Source organism: Pseudomonas sp. B21128, from assembly GCF_044218865.1.
GTDB classification, from domain to species: Bacteria; Pseudomonadota; Gammaproteobacteria; order Pseudomonadales; family Pseudomonadaceae; genus Aquipseudomonas; species Aquipseudomonas iridis.
Genome location: NZ_CP162590.1, coordinates 1513787 through 1539137, shown reverse-complemented (window position 1 = coordinate 1539137; position 25351 = coordinate 1513787). Strand labels below are relative to the sequence as shown.

Sequence of the window (25351 nt, the reverse complement as noted above, 5' to 3'; positions counted from 1 at the left end):
AAGTTACTTCTCGAATCCGCTCGAAGGAAACACATCAGTCCCCCGCCAACGCCGCACTGATCGCTGGAAGAACAAGCTGTTCGGCACCTGCACCATCGCGCTACCGGTGCCCAACTCCTCGGCCTCGATCAACGTGGTGTAGAGCAGATTGATCGCCACCACCCGGCCTTTGACCCCAGGCTTGTCGGTGGTGTCGACCAGTTCGACCACATCGCCCAACCGAAACGGGCCAACGGTGAAAATCAGAATCGCGCAGAGCAGGTTCGAGAGCACGCTCCACATGGCGAAAAACGCCACCGCCGCCACTGCAACGAAACCCGACAGCGCCGTCCACAACACCGTGGCCGACACGCCGAGGCGTTGCAGCACAAAGATCACCGCACTGCCCATGATCAGCCAGCGCAACACGCCACGCAGTGGCATCAGCAGTTGTGGCGGAAACGGATAGCGTTCGCCCAGACGGGTCAGACATTTGGCCACGAAGCGCTGGGCCAGGTAACCGGCCAGCAGGATGAGCAGAATCTGCACGCCGAGCCAGATCGGCTCGACCCACATCGCCGGCAGCGGCAGCTTGAACGCTTCCATCAGGACAGCGCCTCCAGCTCCGCCTGCATGCTTTCCAGCGTCTCCAGCGCTTCCATCCACGCCTCTTCCAGCTCGCCTTCGCGCACTTTCAATTTCGCTTGCTCGGCCAGCAGATCACGCAAATCGTTCTTGCGCGCCGGCTCGTAGATGTCGCTGTCGCCGAGGCTGGCGTCAACCTTGGCCAGCTTCTCGTGGAGCTTGCCCAATTCGGCTTCGAGCTTGTCGGCCTCGCGCTTGTGCGGCGCCAGTTGCTGACGCAACGCAGCCGCAGCTTGACGCTGGGCTTTCTTGTCAGTCTTGTCCGGGTTCACCGGAGTATTACTGACCGGCGCATTGCGCTGACGGTATTCCACCAGCCAACGGGCATAGTCTTCGAGGTCGCCATCGAACTCTTCAACCTTGCCATCGGCCACCAGGTAGAAGTTGTCGGTGGTGCTCTTGAGCAAGTGCCGATCGTGAGAGACCACCAGCACCGCGCCGCTGAATTCCTGCAGCGCCATGGTCAGCGCCAGGCGCATTTCCAGGTCGAGGTGGTTGGTCGGTTCATCGAGCAGCAACAGGTTCGGCCGTTCCCAGGCGATCAGCGCCAGGGCCAGACGCGCCTTCTCGCCACCGGAGAAATTCAGCACAGGCTCATCGAGCCGCGCACCGCGGAAGTCGAAACCGCCGAGGAAGTCGCGCAACGCTTGCTCACGCTCAGTGGGCGCCAGACGCTGCAAATGCAGCAACGGGCTGGCCTTGGCGTCCAGCGAGTCGAGTTGATGCTGGGCGAAGTAACCGACCACGGTGTTTTCGCCACGGGTCAGGCGCCCGGACAGCGGTTCGAGCTCGCCGGCGAGGTTCTTGATCAGTGTCGATTTACCCGCGCCGTTAGGGCCGAGCAAACCGATCCGCGCGCCGGGGGTCAGTTGCAGTTTGACCTTCTCCAGCACGGTTCGGTCGCCGTAGCCCAGGTTCGCATCGGACAGATCGATCAGCGTGCTGGAGATCTTGGTCGACTCGCGGAACACGAAGTCGAACGGCGAATCAACGTGAGCCGCCGACAGCTCTTCCATGCGTTCCAGTGCCTTGATACGGCTTTGTGCCTGACGGGCCTTGGTCGCTTGCGCCTTGAAGCGGGCGATGTAGCTTTCCATGTGCGCACGCTGCGCCTGCTGCTTCTCGTAGGCCTGTTGCTGCTGGGCCAGACGTTCGGCACGGGCACGTTCGAACGCGGTGTAGCCGCCGCGATACAAAGTGATTTTGCGCTGATCGACATGGGCCACATGGTCGACGACTTCGTCGAGGAAGTCGCGGTCGTGGGAAATCAGCAGCAAGGTGCCGGCGTAACTTTTCAGCCAGTCCTCGAGCCAGATGATGGCGTCGAGGTCCAAGTGGTTGGTCGGTTCGTCGAGCAGCAACAGGTCCGACGGGCACATCAATGCCTGCGCCAGATTCAGACGCATCCGCCAGCCACCGGAGAAATCTCCGACCTGACGATCCATCTGTTCGTTGGTAAAGCCCAGACCGGCCAGCAACTTGCGGGCGCGGGCGTCGGCAGTGTAGCCGTCGGCGCTGTCGAGTTCGACGTGCAGACGCGCCAGGGCAACGCCGTCGTGCGCCTCTTCGGCCACGGCGAGATCACGTTGCACCTCGCGTAGACGCAGGTCGCCATCGAGCACATAGTCGACTGCCAGGCGCTCAAGCGTGTCGACCTCCTGGCGCATGTGCGCGATCCGCCAGTCGGCCGGCAGCAGGCAATCGCCCGAGTCCGGGTGCAATTCGCCGCGCAGCAAGGCAAACAGGCTGGATTTGCCGGCACCGTTGGCGCCGATGAGGCCAGCTTTGTGGCCGGCGTGCAGGGTCAGCTCGGCGTCTTCTAGCAGACGTTGCGGGCCACGCTGTAAAGTCAGGTTCTGAAGTCGGATCATAATGGCGGCGGAGTCTACCAGCTTCGCTCACAACTAGCGCGAGTAGCACGATGTCCTCTGACCTGTGGAGCTTTTCCCTTGCCACCTACGCCCGTCCGGGCGTGGAAGACGCTTGTCTGCAACTGCAAACGGCGGGGGTCAATGTGTGCCTGTTGCTGTGCGGTTTGTGGCTGGAGCAACGCGGCGCGATTTGCGATGAAAAGCGTGTGGAGCAGCTTCAGGCGCTGACCGGGCCTTGGGATATCGAGGTTGTGCAGCCGCTGCGAACCCTGCGCATGCAATGGAAGGCGCGGGCTGTGGATGATGGGGTGTTGAAGGGCATGCGCGAACAAGTCAAAGCGCTGGAGCTGGAAGCCGAGCGTACGTTGCTGTCGCGGCTGGAGGGCATTGCTCAGGTGTGGGGGCGCAGCGGAGCGGGATCAGTTGGCTGGCTGGAAGCGCTGGCTGGCTCGGCGGCCAACCTGAACCACGACGCGCTGCAAGTGCTGCGCGTCGCGGCGAGCAGCACTTAGGAAGCGCTGGTCGGGTTGCTGCTGATGCTCGACGCAGCGGCTGGCGATGGCGCAGTCGAAGTGGTCGAGGTAGTGGCGGCAGGTGCAGCTGGCGCAGCCGGGGTTGCCGGTGCGGCAGGCTTGGCAGCTTGCGCGGTAGCCGGTTTGGCAGCGGCTGGCTTGGCGGCCACTGGTTTTTTAGCGGCAGGTTTTGCGGCTGGCTTGGCTGCAGGTTTAGCAGCTGCAGGCTTGGCTGCGGCAGTTGCCGGTTTAGCGGCGGTAGCTGGTTTCGCGGCTGGCTTGGCTGCCGGTTTGGCGGCGGCTTTCACTGCTGGTTTCGCAGCTGGCTTGGCGGCCGGTTTTGCGGCAACTTTGGCCGCTGGTTTTACTGCTGTTTTAGCAGCAACAGGTTTGGCGGCAGACTTGGCTGCAGGTTTCGCAGCGGCAGTTTTAGCAGCAGGTTTCACTGCGACCTTGGCAGCCGGCTTAGCGGCTGCGGTTTTCGCTGGAGCAGCTTTGGTCGCGGCGGGTTTGGCAGCAGCCGTTCTGCGCGCAGCTGGTTTCGCAGCGGTGGTTTTAGCCGCTGGTTTCGCAGCGCTCGCCGAGGCTGGTTTTTTCGCCGCAGGTTTTGCAGCAGGTTTCGCCGCGGCTTTCACTGGCGTTTTGGCAGCCGGTTTTGCGGCAGCTTTCGCCGCGGGTTTGGCTGCAGCGGTTTTAGCCGGGGCTTTGGCAACAGCGGGTTTGGCTGCGGCTTTCTTCGCCGGTGCCGAAGCAGGTTTGGCCGCACGGGAGGTCAACACCTTGCCCACCGCTTCTTGCACACGGCCCACACCCTGGGCCAGTTTCAGGCTTTCCTGGGCATCGCGCTTGAGTTGCAGAATGTAGCTGCGGGTATCGGACTGACGATCCTTCAAGGCATCAAGCAGTTCTTCAAGTTCTTTCACGGAGCCTTTGGCTTTGGTCTGCGCCTTGGCTTTGCCGGCGGCAGCTGCGTCCTGCAATTTGGTGCGGGATTTGTGCAGTTTTTCTTGCGCCTTGCCGCGTTGCTTTTCGAGTTTGGCGAGCAGTTTTTCAGCATCAGCCAAGGCTTGCGAGCAAGCGTTTTCCAAATGCTCGAGCAAGCTGCCCGAGAGTTGTTGGAGTAAGTGCAACGGAGTATTTACAGGCTTCTTGGTGGCCGACATGGTTTACCTCCTGGCTGACGTGAGTGCGGCTCATACTAGACCTCTGCTGCTACCGCCGCTAGGTCATCTTGACAGTATCAATTGCGTTGCGTTGCACCGAGGTAAAAATGTTATGCCCGCAGCCAAAAGCAGTTCACCGATGCAGACGTTCGCGCTGGCATAATCCACCGCATCTCAGGACGGAGAGTGCCCATGTCGCGCTACCTTTTTTTATCCCTCTGCATGATTTTTTCCAGCGCCCACGCCGATGAAAAAACCACCGCGAACGACGCTCATGATCTTGCCTACAGCCTGGGTGCCAGTCTCGGTGAACGGTTGCGCCAGGAAGTCCCGCAACTGCAGATTCAGGCCCTGATTGATGGCTTGCAGCAGGCTTATCAAGGCAAGCCGCTGGCCCTGAGCGAAGCGCGGATCGAACAGATTCTGGCCGATCACGAATCGCAAAATGCCGAACACAACGCGCAGCCTTCGAGCGACGCCGCAATGGAAAACGAACAACGTTTCCTCACCGCGGAAAAAGCCAAACCGGGAGTAAAGGAACTGGCTGACGGCATCCTGCTGACCGAGCTTGCCCCTGGCACGGGCACCAAGGCCGGGCCCGATGGAAAAGTGCAGGTGCTGTATATCGGTCGTTTGCCGGACGGCACCGTGTTCGATCAGAACAGTCAGCCGCAATGGTTCAACCTCGACAGTGTGATTGCCGGTTGGCGCACTGCACTGCAAAACATGCCGGTGGGGGCGAAATGGCGACTGGTGATTCCCTCGGATCAGGCTTATGGCGCCGATGGTGCCGGGGACCTGATCGCGCCCTTCACGCCGCTGGTATTTGAAGTCGAATTGCGCGGCGCGACGAGTTGATCAGGCATAAAAAAACGGTGCGCTTGAGGCGCACCGTTTCTTATTGAGCAAAGCCGATCAGGCCTGAACTGAATCTTCTTCCTTGTGCGCCGTGTGCAGCACTTCAATCAGGCAGTCTTCCAGCTCGAAGCGCTCGTGAAGCAGGCCGCCGAGCTCTTTGAATTTCTCGACAACGCACTTGCCTTCATCGCAAAGGTCGTTGAACGCGAGTAGCTTTTCGGTGATCACATCGATGCGCGGGTAGATCGTCTCGGCGAGTTCCAGACCGCGCTTGTCGTTGAACGCCTTGGCTTCGCCCGTCAGCTGTTCATAGATTTCGAAGTGCCCCGCCGATACGTAATCAACCAGCACGCCGCAGAATTCCTGCAAGGGCTTGCGGCTCTCGGACAGCGTCTGAGGCTCCGCGCCGAGATTATCGTAGGCATCGATCAGCTCCTTGCGTTCCTGGAGCCAGCGGTCGATCAGCAGATGAACTCCACCCCAACGTTCCTGAGCATTCTGACAACTTTCGAGCATGGCGATCTCTCTTCCCTTGTGGGTCATGCTGCTCTACGCCCGTGTCCCGCTTTAGGTTTTAGCATGGGGGACGGTCGGGCAGAGTGTCATCGAGCAACATAAATCCAATGACACGTGCGGGCCAGATTATGCCCGCACGCCTATGGCTTCAAGGTACGCAGGAGATAAAGTTCATACAAGTGTTTAATCCCGCAGCAGCTCCCGGTGCGACGCTTCGCCGCTGAGCGGCCGTTGCAGAGCACTCCAGACCAATCGCAATAATTGATATACCGCAAGAATTGACACCGCGACAAAGAACAACAGGCTCCATTCCGGGATCGTCAGGTCAAACAACGTCCAGGAGATTTGCGCGCAGTCATTGCCGCCTTTAAACAGTTTCTGCAATGCGCAGATCCACGACAATGCGCTGAACAGCGCTTCGGAGCTCGGAGCACATTGGACCGATTGCAGCACTGGATCACTCTGGATCAATACCTGCCGCCAGGCCGCCGTGGTGCCACCCACACTCGCGCCCAGCGCAAACAACCAGTAAAGCCAAAGACCGACACGCTTGGGGCCATGCACCGCCGCCAGACCACAGCAAACGCACAGCAAGGTGAGGAACAGCCGCTGCACCAGGCACAAGCTGCACGGCGTCAGACCCACCGCGTATTCGAGATAATAGGAAGCTCCCAGAGCAAAGGCACTCGCAGTGAAAGCCATGAAGAACAAGGAGCGTGAGCAGGCCAACGACATGGCTTTTCCGTAACAGTAGAGACAGATGGTTACGGTAGAGGAAAGCGTGTCAGCCTTTCAAGGCAAGGGCCTGCCGACAGTTCACCAGAGGTGTAGGGAAAACCCGACAGCTTCGAGAGGATTCTGTGTAGGCCGCTGTAGGACTTTGCCCCAATGGCTCACTAAAGGTGAATTTTCGCTCGGCAAAGGTGTGCGAGGGAGTGACCTCCCTCACCACTTCAGACGCGAGCCAGGGCCGGCAGTGGCGCGGCCAGCAGGCGTTCATCCAGCAAACCGAGGCCTTCCTGGAACAGCTGATTGCTTCGCTCGGTATCGCCAAGCTGTGCGAGCAAGCGCGCCAGTTCCGCGCAGGCTTCCGGATTGCGCTGCACACGCAGGCTGCTTTCCAGATAATCCCGGGCCTTGCCCCATAGACTCGATTGCAGGCACAGACGGCCCAGGGTCAGCAGCAGGCTCGGATCGTTCGGATGATCCTTGAGCCAACCTTCGGCAGTTTGCAACTGACGCGCCGGATCACTCCCGCGCACCAGCCCATAAAGACGCGCCAGATGACTGTCGTACTTGCGCTTGAGGGCCGTGCGCAGCACTTCTTCCGCCTCGACCTGAGCGCCCAGCTGACGCAGCTGTTCGGCATAAGCCAGCACCAGTGGCGGCTCCTGGCGTTGCGCCGAGGTCAGCTGTTGCCAGGCGCGCGTCAGCGACTGCAAACCCACCGCGCCGTCCTCTTCGCGCTGCGCGGCCAGCGACAGGTTTTCACCCCAGGCGCGACGCTCGAGTTCAGCCAGTTCGGCGGGCGGCAGGACTTTATCCTTGCGCAGCTCCGGCAGCAAGCGAATCACCGCCGACCATTCGCCGCGCTGTTGGTACAAGCGCTGCAACTGACGCAGCGTCTGCACGTTATGAGGGTGACGCTCGTGCATCGCCTGCAAGGTCACCAAAGCGCCGTCAGTGTCGCCACGGTCGGTCTGCAACTGTGCGTGGCTCAAGGCGATTGCCAGCTCTGCCTGAGGCTGGCGCTCCAGCGCACGCTCAAGCAGACGATCGGATTCCTCGTAATGGCCCTGCTCGTTCGCCGCACGGGCAGCGCCGAGGTAGAACAGCAGCGGTTGGCGCTCGGCTTCAGCGGCCCGGGACAAATGACGCTGGGCACTGGCCCAACGACCTTCGGCCAGATCCAGTTGGCCGTGCTCGATCGCCACTTGCACCCGACGGCTGCGGTTGCGCCGCGACCATGGATTGACCACGCCGCTGGACGCCATCACCAATTCGATTAGAGCCTTGATGCCCCAGACCAGCAACCACAACACTGCGATCAGCGCCAAAGTCGCCCACAGGCTCGACTCGTAACGGAACGATTGGTAAGCGACCAACACGTAACCGGAATGCTCGGCAATCGCCAGGCCCAGCGCCGCAGTCGCTGCGATCACCAGAAACACGATCACATAGAGGCGCTTCATGGCGTGGCCTCCTGCGCGGTGTCGGCGGCAGGTTTGGCGAACGGTTTCACCGATTCTTCGGCGTTGACGTTACGCCGCTCGAGATAGCCTTGCACCGCACTCAAGGTGCCGGTCAGATCCGGCGTCTTGACCGCGACCGGTTCCTTGCTCAGCTCACCCACCTGTTCCAGCATCACTTTGCTTTGCGGATTGTCCGGATTGAAGTTGCCCGCGAGCACGTCGCGTGCCTCGGCCAGGGCCTGGGTGTAAACCGCCGCCTGACCATTGAGGGCCGCCCATTGCGCCTGCTCCAGCGCAAGGCTCAGGGCCAGACGCACCTGGCTCAGACTCTGTCCGGCCAACAGTGGCTTCACATTCTTGTCTGCATTGAAATCGATACGGATGTAGTGCGAAATCTGATCCCACCACTGTGCCCAGCGACTGGCGCCGTCACCCTCTGCGGTCAAGCCGAGCAGCGATTCGCCACGATCCTTGTATTCCGGCGCCAGTTCGGTGAGGTCGATGACCTGATCACGCAGGGCCCCCAACCGCAGGAACAAACCCGTGCGATCCGGCTGCTCGGTGCTGCGCAGCGCAACCAGGGTTTTGGCCACTTGCTCACGGGCGGCAAAGGAGCCGGGATCATTCTGTTCGCGGAGGATTTCGTCGGCACCCTGCACCAGTGCCTGAGCGCTGCTGATGTCCTGCAACGCGGAAAGGCGCAGGCTGGCCAGACGCAGCAAGTGCTCGGCCTCGGCCAGACGCCAGTCCTTGCGGCTGGCGCCGAGGACGGTTTCCAGACGTTGATTGAGGCGCTGCTGATCACCCTGAAGTTGCGCCACCAGACGCTGGCGTTCGGCGAGTTCTTCGGCCCCCGGCAACTGCGCGAGACGCTCGGTCAGACGCTGCTCGTTGAGCTTCAGGGTCTGCGCCTGATCATTCAACGCCTGCACCTGACCCGATTGTTGCTGAGTGTTGGTTTGCAGGTGTCGCACCTGCCAGACTCCCCAGCCACCAATCGCGACCCCGGCTGCACCGAGCAACAGGGCGACGATGGCCAGGCCATTGCCTCGGCGCGGCGCTTGCGCCGGCGGTGGAGTTTCAACTTGTGCATCAATCACAGGTTGGACGTCATCTTTTGGCAAGGCTGTTTCGCTCACGTATCCATCCTTTGCATTAGAAAACGGGTACGGGATGCTCCCGCAACGCCGTCAGCAAAGCCGCGGCACTCGCGCCGCGGCAATCCACAACTGTTTGAGCCCCGGCGGCACGTGCCAGCTCGGCGACTCTTGGGCTTGGAACAAACAACGGTAACCGCGCAATCGACGGCCAGGTATCGCCGGCCATTTGGCGCAGGTGCTCGAAACCCTGTCCACTGCTGACCACCAGCCCGTTCAAGCGTTCCGCTGCGATCCGCTGCGGCAGTACTTGCGCTGCATAGGCCGGCAGCTCGCGTCGATACAATTCCAGATACTCGACACTAGCACCAAGCTCACGCAGGCGCTCGGCAAGCAGTTCACGGCCGCCCTCGCCGCGCAGGATCAACACCTGCGAATTCGGCTGGGCGACGGCTTCTCGCAGACGCGGCAATTGCAGCAACGCTTCGCTGTCATCGCCGTCGGCCGGACAATGTACGTCGAGGCCGCGCTCCTGAAGAATCTGCGCCGTTGCCGCACCGACACTGAACCACGGCATCGCCCACGACTGCGCCCCTTGGGCATCGAGCAGTGCCAGCGCAATCCGCGCTGCTGGCTTGCTCACCACAATCACTGCGCTGCAATCGGGCAATCGCGCCATCGCCAGACGTATGTTCTCAGAGACCGGCAACGGGGCAATTTCCAAAAGCGGCAGACAACTACCGAAAATCCCCTGCCCGGCCAACGTCTCTGCAAGCGCCGCACAATCATCCGCAGGGCGCGTCAGCAGCAGGCGCCAGCCAGTCACTCGTGACCTGCCTCGCCGTAGACTGCTTTAAGAATCTCTTCGGCACCTTGGGCGAGCAGATCTTCAGCGACTCTCACACCCAATGCTTCGGCATCAGCGCGAGGGGCCCGCGCTTCGGCGCTGATCAAGCGGCCGCCACTCGGCTCGCCCACCAGGCCACGCAACCACAACTGCTCGCCTTCAAGCACGGCGTAGCAGGCGATCGGCACCTGGCAGCCGCCATTCAAATGTTTGTTGAGGGCACGTTCAGCGGTAACCCGCGAAGAGGTATCAGCATGATGCAGCGGTTCCAGCAAAGCGTGGATTTCGCTGTCGGCGCTACGGCACTCGATACCGACCGCGCCCTGGCCACCGGCGGGCAGGCTGTCATCGACGCTGATTGCCGAGGTGATGCGATCCTCGAAACCGAGGCGGATCAAACCGGCGGCCGCGAGGATGATCGCGTCGTACTCACCCGCATCCAGCTTGGCCAGACGAGTGTTGACGTTGCCGCGCAAGAAACGGATTTCAAGGTCAGGACGGCGGGTCAGCAGCTGTGCCTGACGGCGCAGGCTCGACGTGCCGACGATGCTGCCGGCAGGCAGCGCCTCAAGGCTTGGATAGGTATTGGAAACGAATGCATCACGCGGGTCTTCGCGCTCACAGATGCAGAACAGACCGAGGCCTTCAGGGAAGTCCATCGGTACATCTTTCATCGAATGGACGGCGATGTCGGCTTCGTTTTCCAGCAGCGCGGTTTCCAGTTCCTTGACGAACAGGCCCTTGCCGCCGATTTTCGACAGCGGCGAATCGAGCAGCTTGTCGCCGCGACTGACCATGGGCACCAATGTGACCCGCAGACCGGGATGGGCCGCTTCCAGACGGGCTTTGACGTATTCGGCCTGCCAGAGGGCCAGCGCACTTTTACGGGTGGCGATGCGGATTTCGCGAGAGGACATGGATCAATCCGTACTGAATAGATACGGCGGATAATAACAGCTCAGTCAAATCCACTTTGACTTGAATCAGAAACGGCGCGGCCTCCCTGGCCTGCAATGCCCGCTAACGAGAAATGAGCCCTCCGAAAAGTCCGGGTTAAAGGCCCTGCATCATTTTGCGCACACCCGCCACATGCCGGCGACTGACAATCAGCGCATCGCCATTGAGGCCTTTGAGAAATAGCTGGAAATGCCCCAACGGCGTGCGTTGCAGACGCTCGATGCGGTCGCGGGCGACCAGCGCGTTGCGGTGGATGCGCACGAAGCGCTCGCCAAACTCGTCTTCGAGGGCTTTGAGCGGCTCGTCCAGCAGCACTTCGCCGCCTTCGTGGCGCAAGGTCACGTATTTGTGGTCGGCAATGAAATAGACCACCTGATCCAGCGGGATCAGTTCGATGCCTTTACGGGTACGGGCGCTGATGTGACTGCGCGGGCCGGTGCCACTTTCGGCAGCGGGACGGGTCAGGGCCGAGAGTTGCGCCCGATTGGGACGTTCAGCCCGTTTCAGGGCGTCATGCAAGTGTTCGGTTCGCACGGGTTTCACCACATAGCCCACGGCGCTGGCCTGCAAGGCTTCCACGGCAAATTCATCGGGACTGGTGAAAAACACCACGGCGGGCGGTGTTTCTCGCTCGCACAGACGGGCAGCAACCTGCAGGCCATCGAGGCCCGGCATGCGGATATCGAGCAGCACGATATCCGGTTTGTGGCTGTCGATCAGTGCCAACGCCTCTTCGCCATTCGTGGCGCTGGGCTCCAGGACTGTATAACCCTCAAGCTCGCTCACCATACGGCTGAGGCGCTCGCGAGCCAGTGGTTCGTCATCAACGATCAGGACATTCATATTGCGCTGGATTCCTGCGTGAGTCTCGCACAAGGATAGCGTAGACAGGTGAAGTGACGTCCGTCACCGCGATCCACGCTAAGACTAGCCCGAGCGCCAAAAAGTGCCGTACGTCGGCCAGCAATATTTGCCAGTGTCCGGGTCGTACTGCTCAAAGCCCGCTGTTTCCTGCGTTTCTCGCGGGGTTTGTCGAAGGACAAGACACCCACCTCCACTTCTTATAGTCGGCGGCCAGACCTTTACGCGATCCGCAGTCGCGCCGACCCTTATGTCCTACTGTAGACGCTCGTCGGGCCGATATTGCTCAATCGAAAAATATCGTTGTGCAAATTCCCCGCGCAGCACACCGACTATGCATGACACGTTGCGAAAAAAACGTATCGACCGGTGTCAACGACAGGATTGGCAACCCTGTTATTATCCGCGCCAGCGTTTCACGCCTTTTTTCTTCAAGCCGATACGAGCGAATTCATGAGCACTGACAAGACCAATCAGTCCTGGGGCGGCCGCTTCAGTGAACCCGTCGACGCCTTCGTCGCCCGCTTCACCGCCTCCGTCACTTTCGACCAGCGCCTGTATCGCCACGACATCATGGGCTCGATCGCCCACGCCACCATGCTGGCCAAAGTCGGCGTGCTGACCGATGCCGAGCGCGACACCATCATCGATGGCCTGAACACCATTCAGGGCGAAATCGAGGCCGGCCAGTTCGACTGGCGCATCGATCTCGAAGACGTGCACATGAACATCGAGGCGCGTCTGACTGACCGCATCGGCGTCACCGGCAAGAAACTCCACACCGGCCGGAGCCGCAACGACCAGGTCGCCACCGACATTCGCCTGTGGCTGCGCGACGAGATCGACCTGATCCTGGCCGAAATCACTCGCCTGCAACAAGGCTTGCTGGAACAAGCCGAGCGCGAATCCGGTAGCATCATGCCCGGCTTCACGCACTTGCAGACCGCTCAACCCGTAACCTTCGGGCACCACATGCTGGCCTGGTTCGAAATGCTCAGCCGCGATTACGAGCGTTTGGTCGATTGCCGCAAGCGCACCAACCGCATGCCGTTGGGCAGTGCCGCGCTGGCCGGCACCACCTACCCGATTGATCGCGAATACACCGCGCAACTGCTGGGTTTCGATGCCGTGGGCGGCAACTCGCTGGACAACGTTTCCGATCGCGATTTCGCCATCGAATTCTGCTCGGCCGCGAGCATCGCGATGATGCATTTGTCGCGCTTCTCCGAAGAGCTGGTGCTGTGGACCAGCGCGCAGTTCCAGTTCATCGATCTGCCGGATCGCTTCTGCACTGGCAGCTCGATCATGCCGCAAAAGAAAAACCCGGACGTGCCGGAGCTGGTACGTGGCAAGACCGGCCGCGTGTTCGGCGCACTGATGGGCCTGCTGACCCTGATGAAAGGCCAGCCACTGGCCTACAACAAGGACAACCAGGAAGACAAGGAACCGCTGTTCGACGCCGCCGACACCCTGCGCGATTCGCTGCGTGCGTTTGCCGACATGATTCCGGCGATCAAGCCCAAGCACGCGATCATGCGTGAAGCGGCTCTTCGCGGTTTCTCCACCGCAACCGACCTGGCTGATTACCTGGTGCGCCGCGGCCTGCCGTTCCGTGATTGCCACGAAATCGTCGGCCACGCTGTGAAGTACGGCGTCGACACCGGCAAGGACCTGGCTGAGATGAGCCTGGAAGAACTGCGTCAGTTCAGCGATCAGATCGAGCAGGACGTGTTTGCCGTGCTGACGCTGGAAGGCTCGGTAAATGCCCGTGACCATATCGGCGGCACTGCGCCAGCGCAGGTCAAGGCAGCCGTTGTGCGCGGTCAGGCCCTGATCGCCAGCCGCTAAAAGCATCGCTGGCAAGCCAGCTCCCACAGGTTCTGCGTCGAACACGTATTCGTGTTTCAACCCAGAATCCTGTGGGAGTTGGCGTGCCAGCGATTACTGACATAAGACCGCTAAAAAACTCACTTTTTGGCAGCGATCATCGCCAAAAACGCCGGCATCGCCGCATCTTTGTCCGCCGCAATCTTCTGCACATGCGGATTCTGCTCAAGCCGCTCCAACAGCGCCTTCGCCTGCGGCATTTCTGCCAGCAAATCGATCCCGAACAGCTTCTGCCCCACCGCACAGGCCAGCGGCACGCTGTAGAGGAAATACAAATCCGCGATGCTCAGACTGTCGCCCGCCACATACGGGGCGAACTTGCCGTGCCGGCCGAGCGCCGCGAAGCCCAGCAGCAATTCTGATTGGGTCTTTTCCTTGATGGCGTCCGGCAACGTCATGCCAAAAAACGCTTCGCCATAACAGGCACGTCCCGGCAGCTCGATGTAAAGCTCGATTTCCTTGGCAATTGCCAGCACCTGCGCCCGTTCGAAAGGATCGCTGGGCAGCAGCGGCGTGCCTTTCTGGGTCAGCTCGAGGTATTCAAGGATGATCGCTGTTTCGTTGATGTAACCGCCATCAACACCCAGCACCGGCACTTTGCCGCGCGGGCTGATAGCCAATGATTCAGCGGTCTGCGCGGGATAGAACGTGACCTCTTCAAACGGCAGGCCTTTTTCCAGCAGTGCCAGTTTGACCATGTTGTAGTAATTGCTGACAGAGAATCCGTAGAGCTTGAGCATCACATAGCCTCCAGGCCGTGCGGGGTGGGCAGTGCCTGTTTATAGATCGCCCGGACAATTCCTGCCAGCAGCATCACGCCGCTGAATGCGGGTAAACTGGCGCCTTTCCTTGAGGAGCCTGCCATGAGCGAGCCGACAGACATCGACAACGACGAAGAAGAGTTCACCGAGAGCACGCTGATCGAAGCGATCGAGAACCAGATCGAAAGCGACAACCCGCCTGCGGCCAAGGCTACGCTCAACAAGCTGACCCTGGTCGGCGTTGAACGCGAAGAAATCCTCAATCTGATGGCGCATGTGCTGGCCTACGAGATTGACGCGATGCTGGATGAAGATCGCCCATTCGATACCGCATGGTACGAAGCCGCACTGCGTGCGCTGCCTGAGTTGCCGCCCGAAAAGCAGTAATCGCGCTTTCCCTGCGGGAGCAAGCCTGCTCGCGACGAGGCAGTAGCCTTCGCCGGACACGCCGCATTCGCGAGCAGGCTCGCTCCCACACAATTTGTCACCCATCCCTCCGGCCATCTCCCCGGCCCCGACTACACTGGAATTCGCCTCAAGAGGAAATCCCTGATCTGAGCACTGGACATGCCGCACAAGCGGGTTCACCTTAGGGGCGCTGCGTTCCAATTCCTAGAAAGTCTGGAGTCCTTATGTCGCTTACCCCTGAGTTGGTTGCCGAACTGGAAGTCCTTGCACTCTTTCCCCTGGACAGTTCCCAGGAAGGTTTGAAAATTCATCAGACCGCTGCCCCGAAGCACATCGCTGCTGCCCAACGCCTCTTTGACAAAGAACTGACCGATCAGCCCGATGGCGGATACCTGACCAGCCTGGGTCGCGACGCCGCGCAAAATGTCCAAACCGTGCTGACGATCCTGAGAGAGCCGGAAACAGCCTGATTCTTCCTGACTTCGCCCACGGGAACCCCTGTCACGGGATTTCCGCGGGCTCGTCCAGACGTCAACAATCGCCTCGCGGTTGAAATCTGACGTCAAAAAACAAAATCTGCTTAAAACTCCCGCCGCGCAAAGGCTAAACTGCCCCCCATTCCGAGACCCTCTACGTCCGAGCCTGCGAGCCGGTTTGAGCTGACATGACGCGCACCCATGAAATCCGCCCCGACCTGGACGAAGGAATCGACCGCAAGGTGCTCAACCAACTGCGCGCGCGGTTTCTAAAACTCAATGAAGGCCGCCTCGGCCGCGCTCTTGAAGGTTTGTCGACGCGCCAGCAAGCGGTGCTGACGCTGCTGCCGCTGTTCTTTCACGTCAACCATCCGCTGCTGCCGGGTTACGTCTCGGGCAGTACGCCGGCCGGCCTGTCGAATTACGAGCCGGACGCCAATACCCTCGCCGAAGCCCAGCGCCTGACGCGTTCCTTCTCCTACAAGCCGCGCCACGGCAGCAATCCGCCGCGACCGATTCATGGCCTGTTTCTGATGGGCAGTCTCGGCACCCTGGCCCAGGCCGATCAAAGCGACATGGACGTGTGGGTGTGTCACGCGGCGGATCTGAGCGAAAACGAGCTCACGGAACTGAGCAAGAAATGCCAGCTCCTCGAAGCCTGGGCCGCGAGCCAGGGCGCCGAAGCGCATTTTTTTCTGATCGACCCGGTGCGTTTCGTCAAAGGTGAACGCGACACCCAGCTCAGCTCCGAAAACTGTGGCAGCACCCAGCACTACCTGCTGCTCGACGAGTTTTATCGCACCGCGATCTGGCTGGGCGGACGCACGCCGATCTGGTGGCTGGTGCCGGTATACGAAGAAACGGCCTACGACCTTTACACCCACACGCTGCTGTCCAAGCGCTTCATCCGCGCCGACGAAACCCTCGACCTTGGGCATTTGGCGACGATTCCACCGGGAGAGTTCATCGGCGCGGGGCTGTGGCAGTTGTTCAAGGGCATTGAGTCACCTTACAAATCGGTGCTCAAACTGCTGCTGACCGAGGTGTATGCCAGCGAACACCCGCAGGTGCAGTGCCTGAGCCTGCGCTTCAAAAAAGCCGTGTTCGCCAATCAACTCGATCTGGATGAACTGGACCCTTACATGGTCGTGTATCGGCGCATCGAGGAATACCTCATCGCCCGCAACGAACCGGAACGTCTGGAGCTGGTGCGACGTGCGCTGTACCTCAAGGTCAATCGCAAGCTCACGGGCAATAGCCGCACGCAGAGCTGGCAACGTTCACTGCTGGAACGACTGGCCAACGAATGGCACTGGGATCAGCGGCAACTTGCCCTGCTCGATAGCCGCAGCCAGTGGAAAGTCCGGCAGGTCAGCGCAGAGCGCCGTGCGCTGGTCAACGAGCTCAATTACAGCTATCGCTTCCTGACCCAGTTCGCCCGCACCGAGCAGACCGTCAGCCTGATCAACAAGCGCGATCTCAACGTGCTGGGCCGCAGGTTGTACGCGGCATTCGAGCGCAAGGCCGACAAGGTCGAGTTCATCAACCCCGGCATTGCTCCGGATCTGGCCGAAGACACCCTGACCCTGGTGCAATCGCGCAACAAGAAGGAACCGGGACAAACCCAGTGGGGCCTGTACAACGGCAGCCTTACGGCGCATGAGTGGGAACATTTCGCGCCGATCAAACGCAGCCGCGAGCTGTTGGAACTGTTGACCTGGTGCCACCGCAACGGCGTGATCGACAGCAGCACCCGCCTGGCCTTGCACCCCGGCAACAGCGACCTGAGCGAGTTCGAACTGTTCAACCTGCTTGGCAGCCTGCAACAGTGCATCGCCCTGCCCTTGCCCACTGTTGCCGAAGAGCCGCTGCTGCGCGCCGCCGTACCGAGCGAAGTACTGATGCTGGTGAATGTCGGCGTCGATCCGCTCAAGCATCACCGTGACCTCAACATCCTCATGACCACCGAGCGCACCGATTCGCTGAGCTATGCCGGCGTGCGCGAGAACCTCGTGCTGACCCTCGATCAGGTCACGCTCAACAGCTGGAACGAAGTGCTGGTCAACCGTTTCGACGGACCTCACGCCCTGCTCGACTGCTTGCGCGATTATCTCAACAACCTGCCGCGCGGGCCGTTGCAGCCATCGCTGAAGGTGCGCTGCTTCTGCCACAACCGTGCTCAGTTCATCGCCCGACGCGTGGAAGAAATCGTCGACACCGCGCAGAATTTGCTGCTCAGCGAATTGAATCACCGCTACCTGATTCAGGTGCAACAGCACTATCACGTGCTGGAACTGGTGCCCGGACAAGTCAACCACATCGCGCTCGCCACCCTGCCGGCGCTGCTCGATTACCTCGGTGAGGAGCAGGCGCGCTACAGTCCGCTGCACCTTGATCCGATGGCACTGGAAGATCACGACCTTGCGCTGATCCTGCCAATGGGCCAGCCGGAATGCATTCAGGTGTTCTACCGGATCACCGAGCAGCACGCCGAGGTCTGCGTTCTGGACGAATTCAATGCGCTGTGGCAACAGCGCTTGCCGTATCACGACGAGCAAAGCCTGCTGGCGCCGCTGCAACGTTTCCTGCAATCGATCCAGTATCGGCGTGAGGCGCTGCTGCCGATGGACGTCGCTCCCTCGGCCAGCCTCCAAATTTTGTATTACCAGCTCTTGCCTTCAGGCCCGGGACGGGCGCGGCGCGTCGAGGCGCGGCCAATGCCGCAGACGCCAGCCAACAAACCGTTCTACGACGTGCAGGCGATCATCGGCAAAGCCGCACCGGGGCAAGTGCAGGTCACGCTGTATTGCAATCAACGGGAGTTCAGCGAGCTGGAACATGGCGACCAGCTGTTCAGCGTGGTCGCCCGGGAGATCGTCGAGCAGCGTCGTGAGACCGAACGCTATCGTTGCTACATCACCGACCTGGACCTGTCCGGCCTGCTCGGTGACGGGCAAAGCTCAAGCAATCTGTATCTACGCTACAAGGCCGACCTGGAGCGCGCCCTGAACGAGGCACTCGAACAGGTCTGAGTGAATTTACTCGGGGAACGCGCCACCGTTGGCCGGTTGCGATTCGACTTCAAGCAGGGTCAGTTTCAGGGTCTTGCCGCCCGGTGCCGGCCAGTCGATGTGCTGCCCGACCTTCAGGCCAAGCAATGCGCTGCCGACCGGTGCGAGAATCGAAATCTTGCCTTCATCGGCATTGGCATCCTTGGGATAGACCAGCGTCAGATGGTAATCCTTGCCACTGCCTTCTTCGCGGCAGTGCACGCGGGAATTCATCGTCACGACATCGGCAGGCACTTCATCGTGGCTGACCAGCGTATCGGCGCGATCCAGTTCGGTTTGCAACGCAATCACGCCCGGCAGCGTGTCATCCAGGCTGTCGATCAGGCGCTCCAGACGTTGAACGTCCAGACGGGTAAGAGTGATGGAAGGTGCGGTCATGATCCGGGCAGACTCCTTTCTTCTGCGCAAAAAAAGCAAAAAACCCCGCCAAAAAAGGCGGGGTTTTCACCAGGCCTCGATGGGTTGAGGCGTTTCCGGACACTATCACAGCTCAAAAAATATACAAGTCATGCCCTGTGGGCATAAGAAAAACCCCTGCGGCTGATCAACGCTGGAGTTTGCGTGCAGCCGCCTGGGTGACGATCACTCGCCGCCGCTCATCATCCGCCGAGCGCCACTCACGAATGTCTTCAACATGCCGGAAACAGCCGAGGCAGACTTTTTGTTCGTCCAGCCGGCACACGCCGCTGCACGGCGAAGGCACCGCCGGGCTGATATTGCTGTAGAGCGGCTTGGGCGGACGAACGGGAGCGGTGTCAGTCACGAATCACAGGCCTTCGAAATCGAATTCGGCGCCAGCCTGTTGCTTGACGATGCGTTCAAGCATCTCGCCCAACTGCTCTTCGCTCTTGTCACACATCCAGCGCTCGCTTTCTTCGTCGTAATCGAAGTGAAAACCACCCGAGACGGCCGCCAGCCACAGCTGACGCAGCGGCTCCTGACGGCTGAAAATCAGCTGCGAGCCGTTTTCGAACTTGACGGTCAGCACACCGGCCGAACTTTCCAGATCGATATCCAGATCGCTCTCGTCAAAGATGTCTTCCAGTTTTTCCTGGGTGTCATCGACCAGATCGTGGAAACGGGCTTCGGACAAACTCATTGTGGCAACCTCAAAAAATGTCTGATCAGGCTCAAGCGCCGCAAGATACGGACGCTGCTGGCCGATTGCAAAGGATAACGACCAAGTGCCTGCACCGCCCCTGTGGGAGCTGGCTTGCCAGCGATGAGGCCGGCAGATTCACCATCGATAGCAACTGAAGCTCCGCTATCGCGGGCAAGCCCGCTCCCACAGGGTTTTGTGTGTAACCGGTCAGCCCCGCCGGACGGGAGGCCCGTCGCATAGGCAAGCTGCCGGGTGGTCGGTATACTCCGGCGCAATTAACGTATTTTCAAGGATTTCGCCATGAAGCGCCTGATCTCTTCCCTTGCTGCGCTCGTCGCGGTTGCCTGCCTCGTTTCGGCCTGTGGTCAAAAAGGCCCGCTGTACCTGCCGGATGACGATCAGGACCCGGCCGAGCAAGCCCAGTCTTCGCAAAAGCAGCCTGCTTCCAAAGCACACAAGCACGACGTTTACTAAGGGATCGCCATGGACGCTTTTAACTACCGTGGCGGGGAGCTGTTCGCGGAAGGTGTGGCGCTGTCCGCCATCGCCGACCGCTTTGGCACGCCCACTTATGTCTACTCGCGCGCGCACATCGAAGCCCAGTATCTGGCCTACGCCGATGCGCTGGCCGGCATGCCGCACCTGGTGTGCTATGCCGTCAAAGCCAACTCCAACCTCGGCGTGCTGAATGTCCTGGCCCGTCTCGGCGCCGGTTTCGACATCGTCTCCCGTGGCGAGCTGGAACGCGTGCTGGCCGCTGGCGGCAGCGCCGACAAGATCGTGTTCTCCGGCGTCGGCAAGACCCGTGACGACATGCGCCGTGCGCTGGAAGTCGGCGTGCACTGCTTCAACGTCGAATCCACCGACGAGCTGGAACGCCTGCAAGTTGTCGCCGCCGAGCTGGGTGTTCGCGCCCCGGTTTCGCTGCGTGTGAACCCGGACGTCGATGCTGGCACCCACCCGTACATTTCCACCGGTCTCAAAGAAAACAAGTTCGGCATCGCCATCGCCGACGCCGAAGACGTGTATGTACGCGCCGCGCACCTGGCGAACCTGGAAGTGATTGGTGTCGACTGCCACATCGGTTCGCAACTGACCACGCTGCCACCGTTCCTTGATGCGCTCGACCGTTTGCTGGATCTGGTCGATCGTCTTGGCGATTGCGGCATTCACCTGCGCCACATCGATCTCGGTGGTGGTTTGGGCGTGCGTTATCGCGACGAAGAGCCGCCATTGGCTGCCGACTACATCAAAGCCGTGCGCGAACGTCTGAACGGTCGTGATCTGGGACTGGTGTTCGAGCCGGGCCGTTTCATCGTCGCCAACGCCGGCGTGCTGCTGACTCAGGTCGAGTACCTCAAGCACACCGAACATAAAGATTTCGCCATCGTCGATGCGGCGATGAACGACCTGATTCGCCCGGCGCTGTATCAGGCGTGGATGGACGTCACGGCAGTCAAGCCGCGCGACACCGCCGCGCGTCAATACGACGTCGTTGGCCCGATCTGCGAAACCGGCGACTTCCTCGCCAAGGATCGCGCGCTGGCCCTGGCCGAAGGCGATCTGCTGGCGGTGCATTCGGCCGGCGCGTACGGTTTCGTCATGAGCTCCAACTACAACACTCGCGGCCGTGCGGCCGAAGTGCTGGTGGACGGTGATCAAGTATTTGAAGTGCGTCGCCGCGAAACCGTGGCCGAGCTGTTTGCCGGCGAAAGCCTGCTGCCGGAGTAACCCATGCTGCTGCGTTTTACTAAAATGCACGGTCTGGGCAATGACTTCATGGTTCTCGACCTGGTCAGCCAGCACGCGCATATTCAGCCCAAGCACGCCAAGCAATGGGGCGATCGACACACCGGCATCGGTTTTGACCAGTTGCTGATCGTCGAAGCGCCGAGCAACCCGGACGTCGATTTCCGCTATCGGATCTTTAACTCCGATGGCTCGGAAGTTGAGCAGTGCGGCAACGGTGCACGCTGCTTCGCGCGTTTCGTGCTCGACAAGCGTCTGACTGCCAAACGACAGATCCGCGTCGAAACCAAGGGCGGCATCATCGAACTGGATGTGCGTAACGATGGCCAGATCGGCGTGAACATGGGCGCCCCGCGCCTCGTGCCGGCGGACATTCCGTTTGAAGCACCGGCGCAGGCCTTGAGCTATCAGCTGGACGTCGACGGCACCACAGTCGAACTGGCCGCCGTGTCGATGGGCAACCCGCATGCCGTATTGCGCGTGCAGGACATCAACAGCGCTCCGGTGCATGACTTGGGGCCGAAAATCGAGCACCACCCGCGCTTTCCGGCGCGGGTCAATGTCGGTTTTATCCAGATCATCGACCGCAACCGTGCCCAACTGCGCGTCTGGGAACGTGGCGCCGGGGAAACCCAGGCCTGCGGCACCGGCGCCTGTGCGGCGGCGGTCGCTGCAATCAGTCAGGGGTGGATGGATTCGCCGCTATTGATCGACCTGCCTGGCGGGCGTCTGTCCATTGAATGGGCAGGTCCTGGCCAACCGGTGCTGATGACCGGCCCGGCAGTGCGTGTATACGAAGGACAAGTGCGTCTTTGAGTGAGCAGAAACCATGACCGATAAGCCTCAGGTACCCGCCCGACAGTCCGACGAATCAGCGTCCGAGAGCCTGGAGGCGGCAGCGGTTGCCGCGTACCTGGAGGCTCATCCGGAGTTTTTCGTCGAGCACGAAGAACTGCTGCCAGCCATGCGCATTCCCCACCGACGGGGTGACACCGTGTCGCTGGTCGAGCGGCAGATGACCATCCTGCGCGAACGCAACATCGAGATGCGTCATCGCCTCTCGCAATTGATGGACGTCGCCCGCGACAACGATCGCCTGTTCGACAAGACCCGTCGCCTGATTCTTGCCCTGATGGACGCGACCAGCCTGGAAGACGTCGTCATCAGCGTCGAAGACAGCCTGCGTCAGGATTTCCAGGTGCCCTTCGTCAGCCTGATCCTGCTCGGCGACAACCCGGCGCCGGTCGGGCGCTGGGTCAGCCACGCCGACGCACAAGTCGCCATCGGCGGCTTGCTCACCGAAGGCAAAAGCGTGAGTGGCACCCTGCGTGACCATGAGCTGGACTTTCTGTTCGGTGAAGAACAACGCAAACAGATCGGTTCCACCGCGGTGGTCGCCATCAGTCATCAGGGCATTCACGGCATTCTGGCCATCGCCAGCCGTGATCCGCAGCACTACAAGAGCTCGGTCGGCACACTGTTCCTCAGCTACATCGCCGAAGTCATGGGCCGCGTGCTGCCACGGGTCAACAGCTCGCTGCGCTCGGTACGCTGAGCATGGAACGACAACTGGACGCTTACTGCGAACACCTGCGCAGTGAGCGACAGGTGTCGCCGCACACGCTGTCGGCCTACCGCCGCGACCTCGATAAAGTCCTCGGCTGGTGTGTCAAACAGAACATCGGCAGTTGGGCCGCACTGGACATCCAGCGCCTGCGCAGCCTGATCGCCCGCCTGCATGCTCAGGGCCAGTCCTCGCGCAGCCTCGCCCGCTTGCTCTCGGCAGTGCGCGGGCTCTATCACTATCTGAACCGCGAAGGCCTCTGCGATCACGATCCGGCCACCGGCCTCGCGCCACCGAAAGGTGAACGTCGTCTGCCAAAAACCCTCGACACCGACCGTGCGTTGCAGTTGCTTGAGGGTGCGGTCGAGGATGATTTTCTTGCCCGGCGTGATCAGGCCATTCTGGAGTTGTTCTATTCCTCCGGCCTGCGCTTGTCGGAGCTGACGGGGCTCAATCTCGATCAGCTCGACCTCGCCGACGGCATGGTTCAGGTGCTCGGCAAGGGCAGCAAAACCCGTCTGCTGCCGGTCGGCAGAAAGGCCCGTGAAGCCCTCGAACAATGGTTGCCGTTGCGGGCCATGACCAACCCGGCAGATGACGCCGTTTTCGTCAGCCAGCAAGGTCGGCGCCTCGGCCCGCGAGCCATTCAGGTGCGGGTCAAATTGGCCGGTGAGCGTGAATTGGGGCAGAACCTGCATCCGCATATGCTGCGGCATTCCTTCGCCAGTCACTTGCTGGAATCCTCGCAGGACCTGCGCGCGGTGCAAGAGCTGCTCGGCCACTCTGATATCAAAACCACGCAGATCTACACCCATCTGGACTTCCAGCATCTGGCGGCGGTCTACGACAGCGCCCATCCACGGGCCAAACGCATGAAAGGCGATGATTCATGAGCATCCAGTTGATCACCTTCGACCTCGACGACACCCTGTGGCACACCGCTCCGGTAATCGTCAGTGCCGAAGCGATATTGCGCGAATGGCTGAGCGAACATGCGCCGAATCTGGGCGCGGTGCCGGTGGAGCATTTGTGGTCGATCCGCGAACGGGTGCTGGCTAATGAACCGGGCCTCAAACACCGCATCAGTGCCTTGCGCCGACGGGTGTTGTTCCACGCCCTGGAAGAGGCGGGTTACGCCCATGGCGAAGCATCGGAGCTGGCGGACAAGAGTTTTGAAGTGTTCTTGCATGCGCGGCATCAGATCGAGGTGTTCCCCGAGGTCGAGCCGGTACTGGAAATTCTCGCCAACCATTACGCCCTCGGCGTGGTCACCAATGGCAATGCTGATGTGCGTCGATTGGGGCTGGCGGATTACTTCAAGTTTGCGCTCTGCGCCGAAGACATCGGCATCGCCAAACCGGATGCACGACTGTTTCACGAAGCGTTGCAGCGCGGTGGCGTGAGCGCCGAAGCCGCGGTGCATATTGGCGATCATCCGGGCGATGACATTGCCGGGGCGCAGGAGGCAGGGTTACGCGCGGTGTGGTTCAACCCCGCGGGCAAGGTATGGGAAGCGGAGCGCTTGCCGGATGCCGAGATTCGCAGCCTGACGGATCTACCGGCGGTGCTGGCGCGCTGGAATGCCGTGTCCAGCTAACACTGGACACCTGTGGGAGCTGGCTTGCCAGCGATGAGGCCGGCGCATTCAACATCAATGTCGTCTGACAGGCCGCCATCGCTGGCAAGCCAGCTCCCACAGGGTTTGTGTTTCATTCAGATTTTTTTGTTTCACCCATGAAAAAGCCCGCAGCGACGGCGGGCTTTTTCAGCAAGCAATCGGCACGCCTCAGATAGGGCGGCTGCCGTACTTGTTGTCCGGCTTCTTGGGCGGATCGGCGACCACATTGGCCTCCACTTCCTGCACTTTTCCGCCACGCGACAGAAACTCTTCCATGGCCTTGGCCAGGGCATCGCGCTCTTTGTTCTTGGCTTCAATGCTCGGCAAATCGTCTACCGACACCGCAGCCTTGGCTTTGCCTTTGGCAGCCGGGGCCGGCGTATCTTCGCCGCCATCGTCGTCAGCAACGTCTTCCGCTGCTGCTTCCAGGCCTTCCTCGGCCTCGTCTTCGTCGCCTACTTCGAGGTCGTCGTTTTCCAGATCATCGTCGCTCATGTTCTACCTCATGACTTGCGAAAAGCAGATTAGTTATAGACCAGCTTTGGCAACTGTCGAAGTCGCCGTTAAAAAATCGTTCGCCGCTGCTGACCAGCGGCTATGCCCCTTCACCGTGCAAGGTGGCGAGGACTTTACGAGCACCGCCGTGATCACGGTGCTCGCCCAGATAAACACCTTGCCAGGTTCCCAGTGCCAATCGACCTGCCGAAACCGGCAGACTGATCTGGCAGCCAAGCACGCTGGCCTTGAAGTGCGCCGGGAGGTCGTCCAGGCCTTCGTCGTTATGCTCATAGCCGTCTGTTCCTTGTGGGATCAGACGATTGAAAAATCGTTCGAAGTCGCGACGGACCGCCGGATCGGCGTTCTCGTTGATGGTCAACGATGCCGAGGTGTGCTGCAGCCACAAATGCAACAGACCGACCCGACACTCCCTGAGTTCAGGCAAGCCATGAATCAACTCGTCCGTTACCAGATGAAAGCCCCGGGGCCTTGCCCGCAGGGTTATCAGAGTCTGTTGCCACATACAGTTCTCCGCACGTTCGGGGCGCATTCTAGCGCGCTCTGGGAAAAAACAAAGGCCCTAATATTCCTGCAATGATGTAAGCCTTTGGCCGTAGAAAAACGCTCGTCGTAAACGCGACTAAAGGCGTACGAAAAATCCTTTCAGCTGTTCCTTTAACGACAAATCCCGGACAAAAAAATGCCCGGCAAGCCGGGCA

At 60.6% G+C, this 25351-nt stretch carries 28 protein-coding genes and 1 pseudogene; 12 read left to right on the top strand and 17 right to left on the bottom strand.

The window, feature by feature from the left end; all coding sequences use genetic code 11:
- Window positions 1–3: 3 nt before the first annotated feature.
- Complete coding sequence (locus AB4P91_RS06760; RefSeq protein WP_150593492.1) at window positions 4–585, bottom strand: mechanosensitive ion channel family protein; 582 nt, start codon at window positions 583–585, stop codon at window positions 4–6.
- The gene (locus AB4P91_RS06755) at window positions 585–2495 is read right to left on the bottom strand and encodes an ATP-binding cassette domain-containing protein (RefSeq protein ID WP_150593491.1); all 1911 of its coding nucleotides are present in this window, start codon (window positions 2493–2495) and stop codon (window positions 585–587) included. Before AB4P91_RS06755 ends, AB4P91_RS06760 begins: the two co-directional genes overlap by 1 nt.
- Before the next feature lie 50 nt (window positions 2496–2545).
- Here AB4P91_RS06755 and AB4P91_RS06750 point away from each other — a divergent pair, with 50 nt between their 5' ends.
- Window positions 2546–3007 carry a TIGR02444 family protein gene (locus AB4P91_RS06750; protein ID WP_395604525.1) on the top strand — a complete coding sequence of 154 codons (462 nt, stop codon included), beginning with the start codon at window positions 2546–2548 and terminating at the stop codon, window positions 3005–3007.
- Here the strand turns inward: AB4P91_RS06750 and AB4P91_RS06745 are convergent.
- Complete coding sequence (locus AB4P91_RS06745) at window positions 3004–4170, bottom strand: AlgP family protein (protein WP_395604524.1); 1167 nt, start codon at window positions 4168–4170, stop codon at window positions 3004–3006. The genes AB4P91_RS06750 and AB4P91_RS06745 overlap by 4 nt on opposite strands.
- 192 nt (window positions 4171–4362) lie before the next feature.
- On the opposite strand from AB4P91_RS06745, the gene AB4P91_RS06740 reads away from it, so the two are divergent.
- Window positions 4363–5028 (top strand): FKBP-type peptidyl-prolyl cis-trans isomerase, encoded by a 666-nt coding sequence (locus AB4P91_RS06740; protein ID WP_150593488.1) that lies wholly within the window; start codon window positions 4363–4365, stop codon window positions 5026–5028.
- 57 nt (window positions 5029–5085) lie between these two features.
- On the opposite strand, the gene AB4P91_RS06735 is transcribed toward AB4P91_RS06740, so the two are convergent.
- From AB4P91_RS06735 to AB4P91_RS06700, 8 genes and pseudogenes are all read right to left on the bottom strand, one after another.
- A complete protein-coding gene (locus tag AB4P91_RS06735) occupies window positions 5086–5544 on the bottom strand; it encodes an Rsd/AlgQ family anti-sigma factor (protein WP_042561701.1) in 459 nt (152 codons plus the stop codon).
- 183 nt (window positions 5545–5727) lie between these two features.
- Window positions 5728–6279, bottom strand: a complete 552-nt coding sequence (locus AB4P91_RS06730; RefSeq protein ID WP_395604523.1) for a disulfide bond formation protein B — start codon at window positions 6277–6279, stop codon at window positions 5728–5730.
- A 218-nt stretch (window positions 6280–6497) separates the two neighbouring features.
- The gene (locus tag AB4P91_RS06725) at window positions 6498–7736 is read right to left on the bottom strand and encodes a heme biosynthesis protein HemY (RefSeq protein WP_150687912.1); all 1239 of its coding nucleotides are present in this window, start codon (window positions 7734–7736) and stop codon (window positions 6498–6500) included.
- Window positions 7733–8875 (bottom strand): uroporphyrinogen-III C-methyltransferase, encoded by a 1143-nt coding sequence (locus tag AB4P91_RS06720; RefSeq protein ID WP_395604522.1) that lies wholly within the window; start codon window positions 8873–8875, stop codon window positions 7733–7735. Before AB4P91_RS06720 ends, AB4P91_RS06725 begins: the two co-directional genes overlap by 4 nt.
- A gap of 16 nt (window positions 8876–8891) precedes the next feature.
- A complete protein-coding gene (locus tag AB4P91_RS06715; RefSeq protein ID WP_395604521.1) occupies window positions 8892–9659 on the bottom strand; it encodes a uroporphyrinogen-III synthase in 768 nt (255 codons plus the stop codon).
- Entirely contained in the window at window positions 9656–10597 is a 942-nt protein-coding gene (gene hemC, locus AB4P91_RS06710; protein ID WP_395604520.1) for a hydroxymethylbilane synthase, read from the bottom strand. Before hemC ends, AB4P91_RS06715 begins: the two co-directional genes overlap by 4 nt.
- A 136-nt stretch (window positions 10598–10733) precedes the next feature.
- Window positions 10734–11480, bottom strand: coding sequence for a LytTR family DNA-binding domain-containing protein (locus AB4P91_RS06705; protein ID WP_042561707.1), 747 nt, complete (start codon window positions 11478–11480; stop codon window positions 10734–10736).
- Window positions 11477–11617, bottom strand: a pseudogene (locus tag AB4P91_RS06700) (sensor histidine kinase); the annotation flags it as partial. The gene AB4P91_RS06705 and the pseudogene AB4P91_RS06700, both read right to left, overlap by 4 nt.
- Before the next feature lie 334 nt (window positions 11618–11951).
- On the opposite strand from AB4P91_RS06700, the gene argH reads away from it, so the two are divergent.
- Window positions 11952–13346: an argininosuccinate lyase gene (gene argH, locus AB4P91_RS06695; protein ID WP_150604795.1), complete on the top strand. Its 1395-nt coding sequence runs from the start codon at window positions 11952–11954 to the stop codon at window positions 13344–13346.
- Between the two features lie 119 nt (window positions 13347–13465).
- Here argH and AB4P91_RS06690 read toward each other — a convergent pair whose 3' ends face one another.
- Window positions 13466–14125, bottom strand: coding sequence for a glutathione S-transferase family protein (locus AB4P91_RS06690; RefSeq protein WP_150593482.1), 660 nt, complete (start codon window positions 14123–14125; stop codon window positions 13466–13468).
- Between the two features lie 123 nt (window positions 14126–14248).
- Here AB4P91_RS06690 and AB4P91_RS06685 point away from each other — a divergent pair, with 123 nt between their 5' ends.
- From AB4P91_RS06685 to AB4P91_RS06675, 3 genes are all read left to right on the top strand, one after another.
- Window positions 14249–14533 carry a hypothetical protein gene (locus AB4P91_RS06685; RefSeq protein ID WP_042561710.1) on the top strand — a complete coding sequence of 95 codons (285 nt, stop codon included), beginning with the start codon at window positions 14249–14251 and terminating at the stop codon, window positions 14531–14533.
- Between the two features lie 245 nt (window positions 14534–14778).
- A complete protein-coding gene (locus tag AB4P91_RS06680; RefSeq protein WP_150593481.1) occupies window positions 14779–15024 on the top strand; it encodes a TIGR02647 family protein in 246 nt (81 codons plus the stop codon).
- Window positions 15025–15218: 194 nt separating this feature from the next.
- Entirely contained in the window at window positions 15219–18062 is a 2844-nt protein-coding gene (locus AB4P91_RS06675; RefSeq protein ID WP_395604519.1) for a class I adenylate cyclase, read from the top strand.
- Window positions 18063–18068: 6 nt separating this feature from the next.
- On the opposite strand, the gene rnk is transcribed toward AB4P91_RS06675, so the two are convergent.
- The 3 genes from rnk to cyaY all read right to left on the bottom strand — a co-directional run bounded on the left by rnk (window position 18069) and on the right by cyaY (window position 19200).
- Window positions 18069–18479: a nucleoside diphosphate kinase regulator gene (gene rnk, locus AB4P91_RS06670; protein ID WP_042561713.1), complete on the bottom strand. Its 411-nt coding sequence runs from the start codon at window positions 18477–18479 to the stop codon at window positions 18069–18071.
- A 166-nt stretch (window positions 18480–18645) separates the two neighbouring features.
- Window positions 18646–18864, bottom strand: coding sequence for a DUF1289 domain-containing protein (locus tag AB4P91_RS06665; RefSeq protein ID WP_150593479.1), 219 nt, complete (start codon window positions 18862–18864; stop codon window positions 18646–18648).
- A 3-nt stretch (window positions 18865–18867) separates the two neighbouring features.
- Window positions 18868–19200: an iron donor protein CyaY gene (gene cyaY / locus AB4P91_RS06660; RefSeq protein WP_042561714.1), complete on the bottom strand. Its 333-nt coding sequence runs from the start codon at window positions 19198–19200 to the stop codon at window positions 18868–18870.
- A 303-nt stretch (window positions 19201–19503) separates the two neighbouring features.
- Here cyaY and AB4P91_RS06655 point away from each other — a divergent pair, with 303 nt between their 5' ends.
- The 6 genes from AB4P91_RS06655 to AB4P91_RS06630 are packed head-to-tail and all read left to right on the top strand — an operon-like array spanning window position 19504 to window position 24113.
- The gene (locus tag AB4P91_RS06655) at window positions 19504–19677 is read left to right on the top strand and encodes a lipoprotein (RefSeq protein WP_042561715.1); all 174 of its coding nucleotides are present in this window, start codon (window positions 19504–19506) and stop codon (window positions 19675–19677) included.
- Between the two features lie 9 nt (window positions 19678–19686).
- A complete protein-coding gene (lysA, locus tag AB4P91_RS06650; protein ID WP_395604518.1) occupies window positions 19687–20934 on the top strand; it encodes a diaminopimelate decarboxylase in 1248 nt (415 codons plus the stop codon).
- A gap of 3 nt (window positions 20935–20937) precedes the next feature.
- Window positions 20938–21768, top strand: a complete 831-nt coding sequence (dapF, locus tag AB4P91_RS06645) for a diaminopimelate epimerase (protein ID WP_395604517.1) — start codon at window positions 20938–20940, stop codon at window positions 21766–21768.
- A 13-nt stretch (window positions 21769–21781) separates the two neighbouring features.
- The gene (locus AB4P91_RS06640; RefSeq protein ID WP_042561718.1) at window positions 21782–22507 is read left to right on the top strand and encodes a DUF484 family protein; all 726 of its coding nucleotides are present in this window, start codon (window positions 21782–21784) and stop codon (window positions 22505–22507) included.
- Between the two features lie 2 nt (window positions 22508–22509).
- Window positions 22510–23409, top strand: coding sequence for a tyrosine recombinase XerC (gene xerC, locus AB4P91_RS06635; RefSeq protein WP_042561719.1), 900 nt, complete (start codon window positions 22510–22512; stop codon window positions 23407–23409).
- Entirely contained in the window at window positions 23406–24113 is a 708-nt protein-coding gene (locus AB4P91_RS06630; RefSeq protein ID WP_150593476.1) for an HAD family hydrolase, read from the top strand. Before xerC ends, AB4P91_RS06630 begins: the two co-directional genes overlap by 4 nt.
- A 189-nt stretch (window positions 24114–24302) precedes the next feature.
- On the opposite strand, the gene sutA is transcribed toward AB4P91_RS06630, so the two are convergent.
- Together sutA and AB4P91_RS06620 are read right to left on the bottom strand one after the other, a co-directional pair.
- Window positions 24303–24629, bottom strand: coding sequence for a transcriptional regulator SutA (gene sutA, locus AB4P91_RS06625; RefSeq protein ID WP_042561721.1), 327 nt, complete (start codon window positions 24627–24629; stop codon window positions 24303–24305).
- A gap of 100 nt (window positions 24630–24729) precedes the next feature.
- Window positions 24730–25155, bottom strand: coding sequence for a secondary thiamine-phosphate synthase enzyme YjbQ (locus AB4P91_RS06620; RefSeq protein ID WP_150593475.1), 426 nt, complete (start codon window positions 25153–25155; stop codon window positions 24730–24732).
- Between the last annotated feature and the right edge of the window lie 196 nt (window positions 25156–25351).

Excerpts from the sequence above, each read along its gene's own strand:
- AB4P91_RS06680 (WP_150593481.1), top strand. The coding sequence starts at position 14,779 with ATGTCGCTTACCCCTGAGTTGGTTGCCGAACTGGAAGTCCTTGCACTC.
- AB4P91_RS06685 (WP_042561710.1), top strand. The coding sequence starts at position 14,249 with ATGAGCGAGCCGACAGACATCGACAACGACGAAGAAGAGTTCACCGAG.
- argH (WP_150604795.1), top strand. The coding sequence starts at position 11,952 with ATGAGCACTGACAAGACCAATCAGTCCTGGGGCGGCCGCTTCAGTGAA.
- AB4P91_RS06620 (WP_150593475.1), bottom strand. The coding sequence starts at position 25,155 with ATGTGGCAACAGACTCTGATAACCCTGCGGGCAAGGCCCCGGGGCTTT.
- rnk (WP_042561713.1), bottom strand. The coding sequence starts at position 18,479 with ATGACCGCACCTTCCATCACTCTTACCCGTCTGGACGTTCAACGTCTG.
- xerC (WP_042561719.1), top strand. The coding sequence starts at position 22,510 with ATGGAACGACAACTGGACGCTTACTGCGAACACCTGCGCAGTGAGCGA.
- AB4P91_RS06745 (WP_395604524.1), bottom strand. The coding sequence starts at position 4,170 with ATGTCGGCCACCAAGAAGCCTGTAAATACTCCGTTGCACTTACTCCAA.
- AB4P91_RS06730 (WP_395604523.1), bottom strand. The coding sequence starts at position 6,279 with ATGTCGTTGGCCTGCTCACGCTCCTTGTTCTTCATGGCTTTCACTGCG.
- hemC (WP_395604520.1), bottom strand. The coding sequence starts at position 10,597 with ATGTCCTCTCGCGAAATCCGCATCGCCACCCGTAAAAGTGCGCTGGCC.
- AB4P91_RS06750 (WP_395604525.1), top strand. The coding sequence starts at position 2,546 with ATGTCCTCTGACCTGTGGAGCTTTTCCCTTGCCACCTACGCCCGTCCG.
- AB4P91_RS06725 (WP_150687912.1), bottom strand. The coding sequence starts at position 7,736 with ATGAAGCGCCTCTATGTGATCGTGTTTCTGGTGATCGCAGCGACTGCG.
- dapF (WP_395604517.1), top strand. The coding sequence starts at position 20,938 with ATGCTGCTGCGTTTTACTAAAATGCACGGTCTGGGCAATGACTTCATG.
- lysA (WP_395604518.1), top strand. The coding sequence starts at position 19,687 with ATGGACGCTTTTAACTACCGTGGCGGGGAGCTGTTCGCGGAAGGTGTG.
- sutA (WP_042561721.1), bottom strand. The coding sequence starts at position 24,629 with ATGAGCGACGATGATCTGGAAAACGACGACCTCGAAGTAGGCGACGAA.
- AB4P91_RS06755 (WP_150593491.1), bottom strand. The coding sequence starts at position 2,495 with ATGATCCGACTTCAGAACCTGACTTTACAGCGTGGCCCGCAACGTCTG.
- AB4P91_RS06740 (WP_150593488.1), top strand. The coding sequence starts at position 4,363 with ATGTCGCGCTACCTTTTTTTATCCCTCTGCATGATTTTTTCCAGCGCC.
- AB4P91_RS06655 (WP_042561715.1), top strand. The coding sequence starts at position 19,504 with ATGAAGCGCCTGATCTCTTCCCTTGCTGCGCTCGTCGCGGTTGCCTGC.
- AB4P91_RS06640 (WP_042561718.1), top strand. The coding sequence starts at position 21,782 with ATGACCGATAAGCCTCAGGTACCCGCCCGACAGTCCGACGAATCAGCG.
- AB4P91_RS06705 (WP_042561707.1), bottom strand. The coding sequence starts at position 11,480 with ATGAATGTCCTGATCGTTGATGACGAACCACTGGCTCGCGAGCGCCTC.
- AB4P91_RS06675 (WP_395604519.1), top strand. The coding sequence starts at position 15,219 with ATGACGCGCACCCATGAAATCCGCCCCGACCTGGACGAAGGAATCGAC.
- AB4P91_RS06630 (WP_150593476.1), top strand. The coding sequence starts at position 23,406 with ATGAGCATCCAGTTGATCACCTTCGACCTCGACGACACCCTGTGGCAC.
- AB4P91_RS06760 (WP_150593492.1), bottom strand. The coding sequence starts at position 585 with ATGGAAGCGTTCAAGCTGCCGCTGCCGGCGATGTGGGTCGAGCCGATC.
- cyaY (WP_042561714.1), bottom strand. The coding sequence starts at position 19,200 with ATGAGTTTGTCCGAAGCCCGTTTCCACGATCTGGTCGATGACACCCAG.
- AB4P91_RS06690 (WP_150593482.1), bottom strand. The coding sequence starts at position 14,125 with ATGCTCAAGCTCTACGGATTCTCTGTCAGCAATTACTACAACATGGTC.
- AB4P91_RS06735 (WP_042561701.1), bottom strand. The coding sequence starts at position 5,544 with ATGCTCGAAAGTTGTCAGAATGCTCAGGAACGTTGGGGTGGAGTTCAT.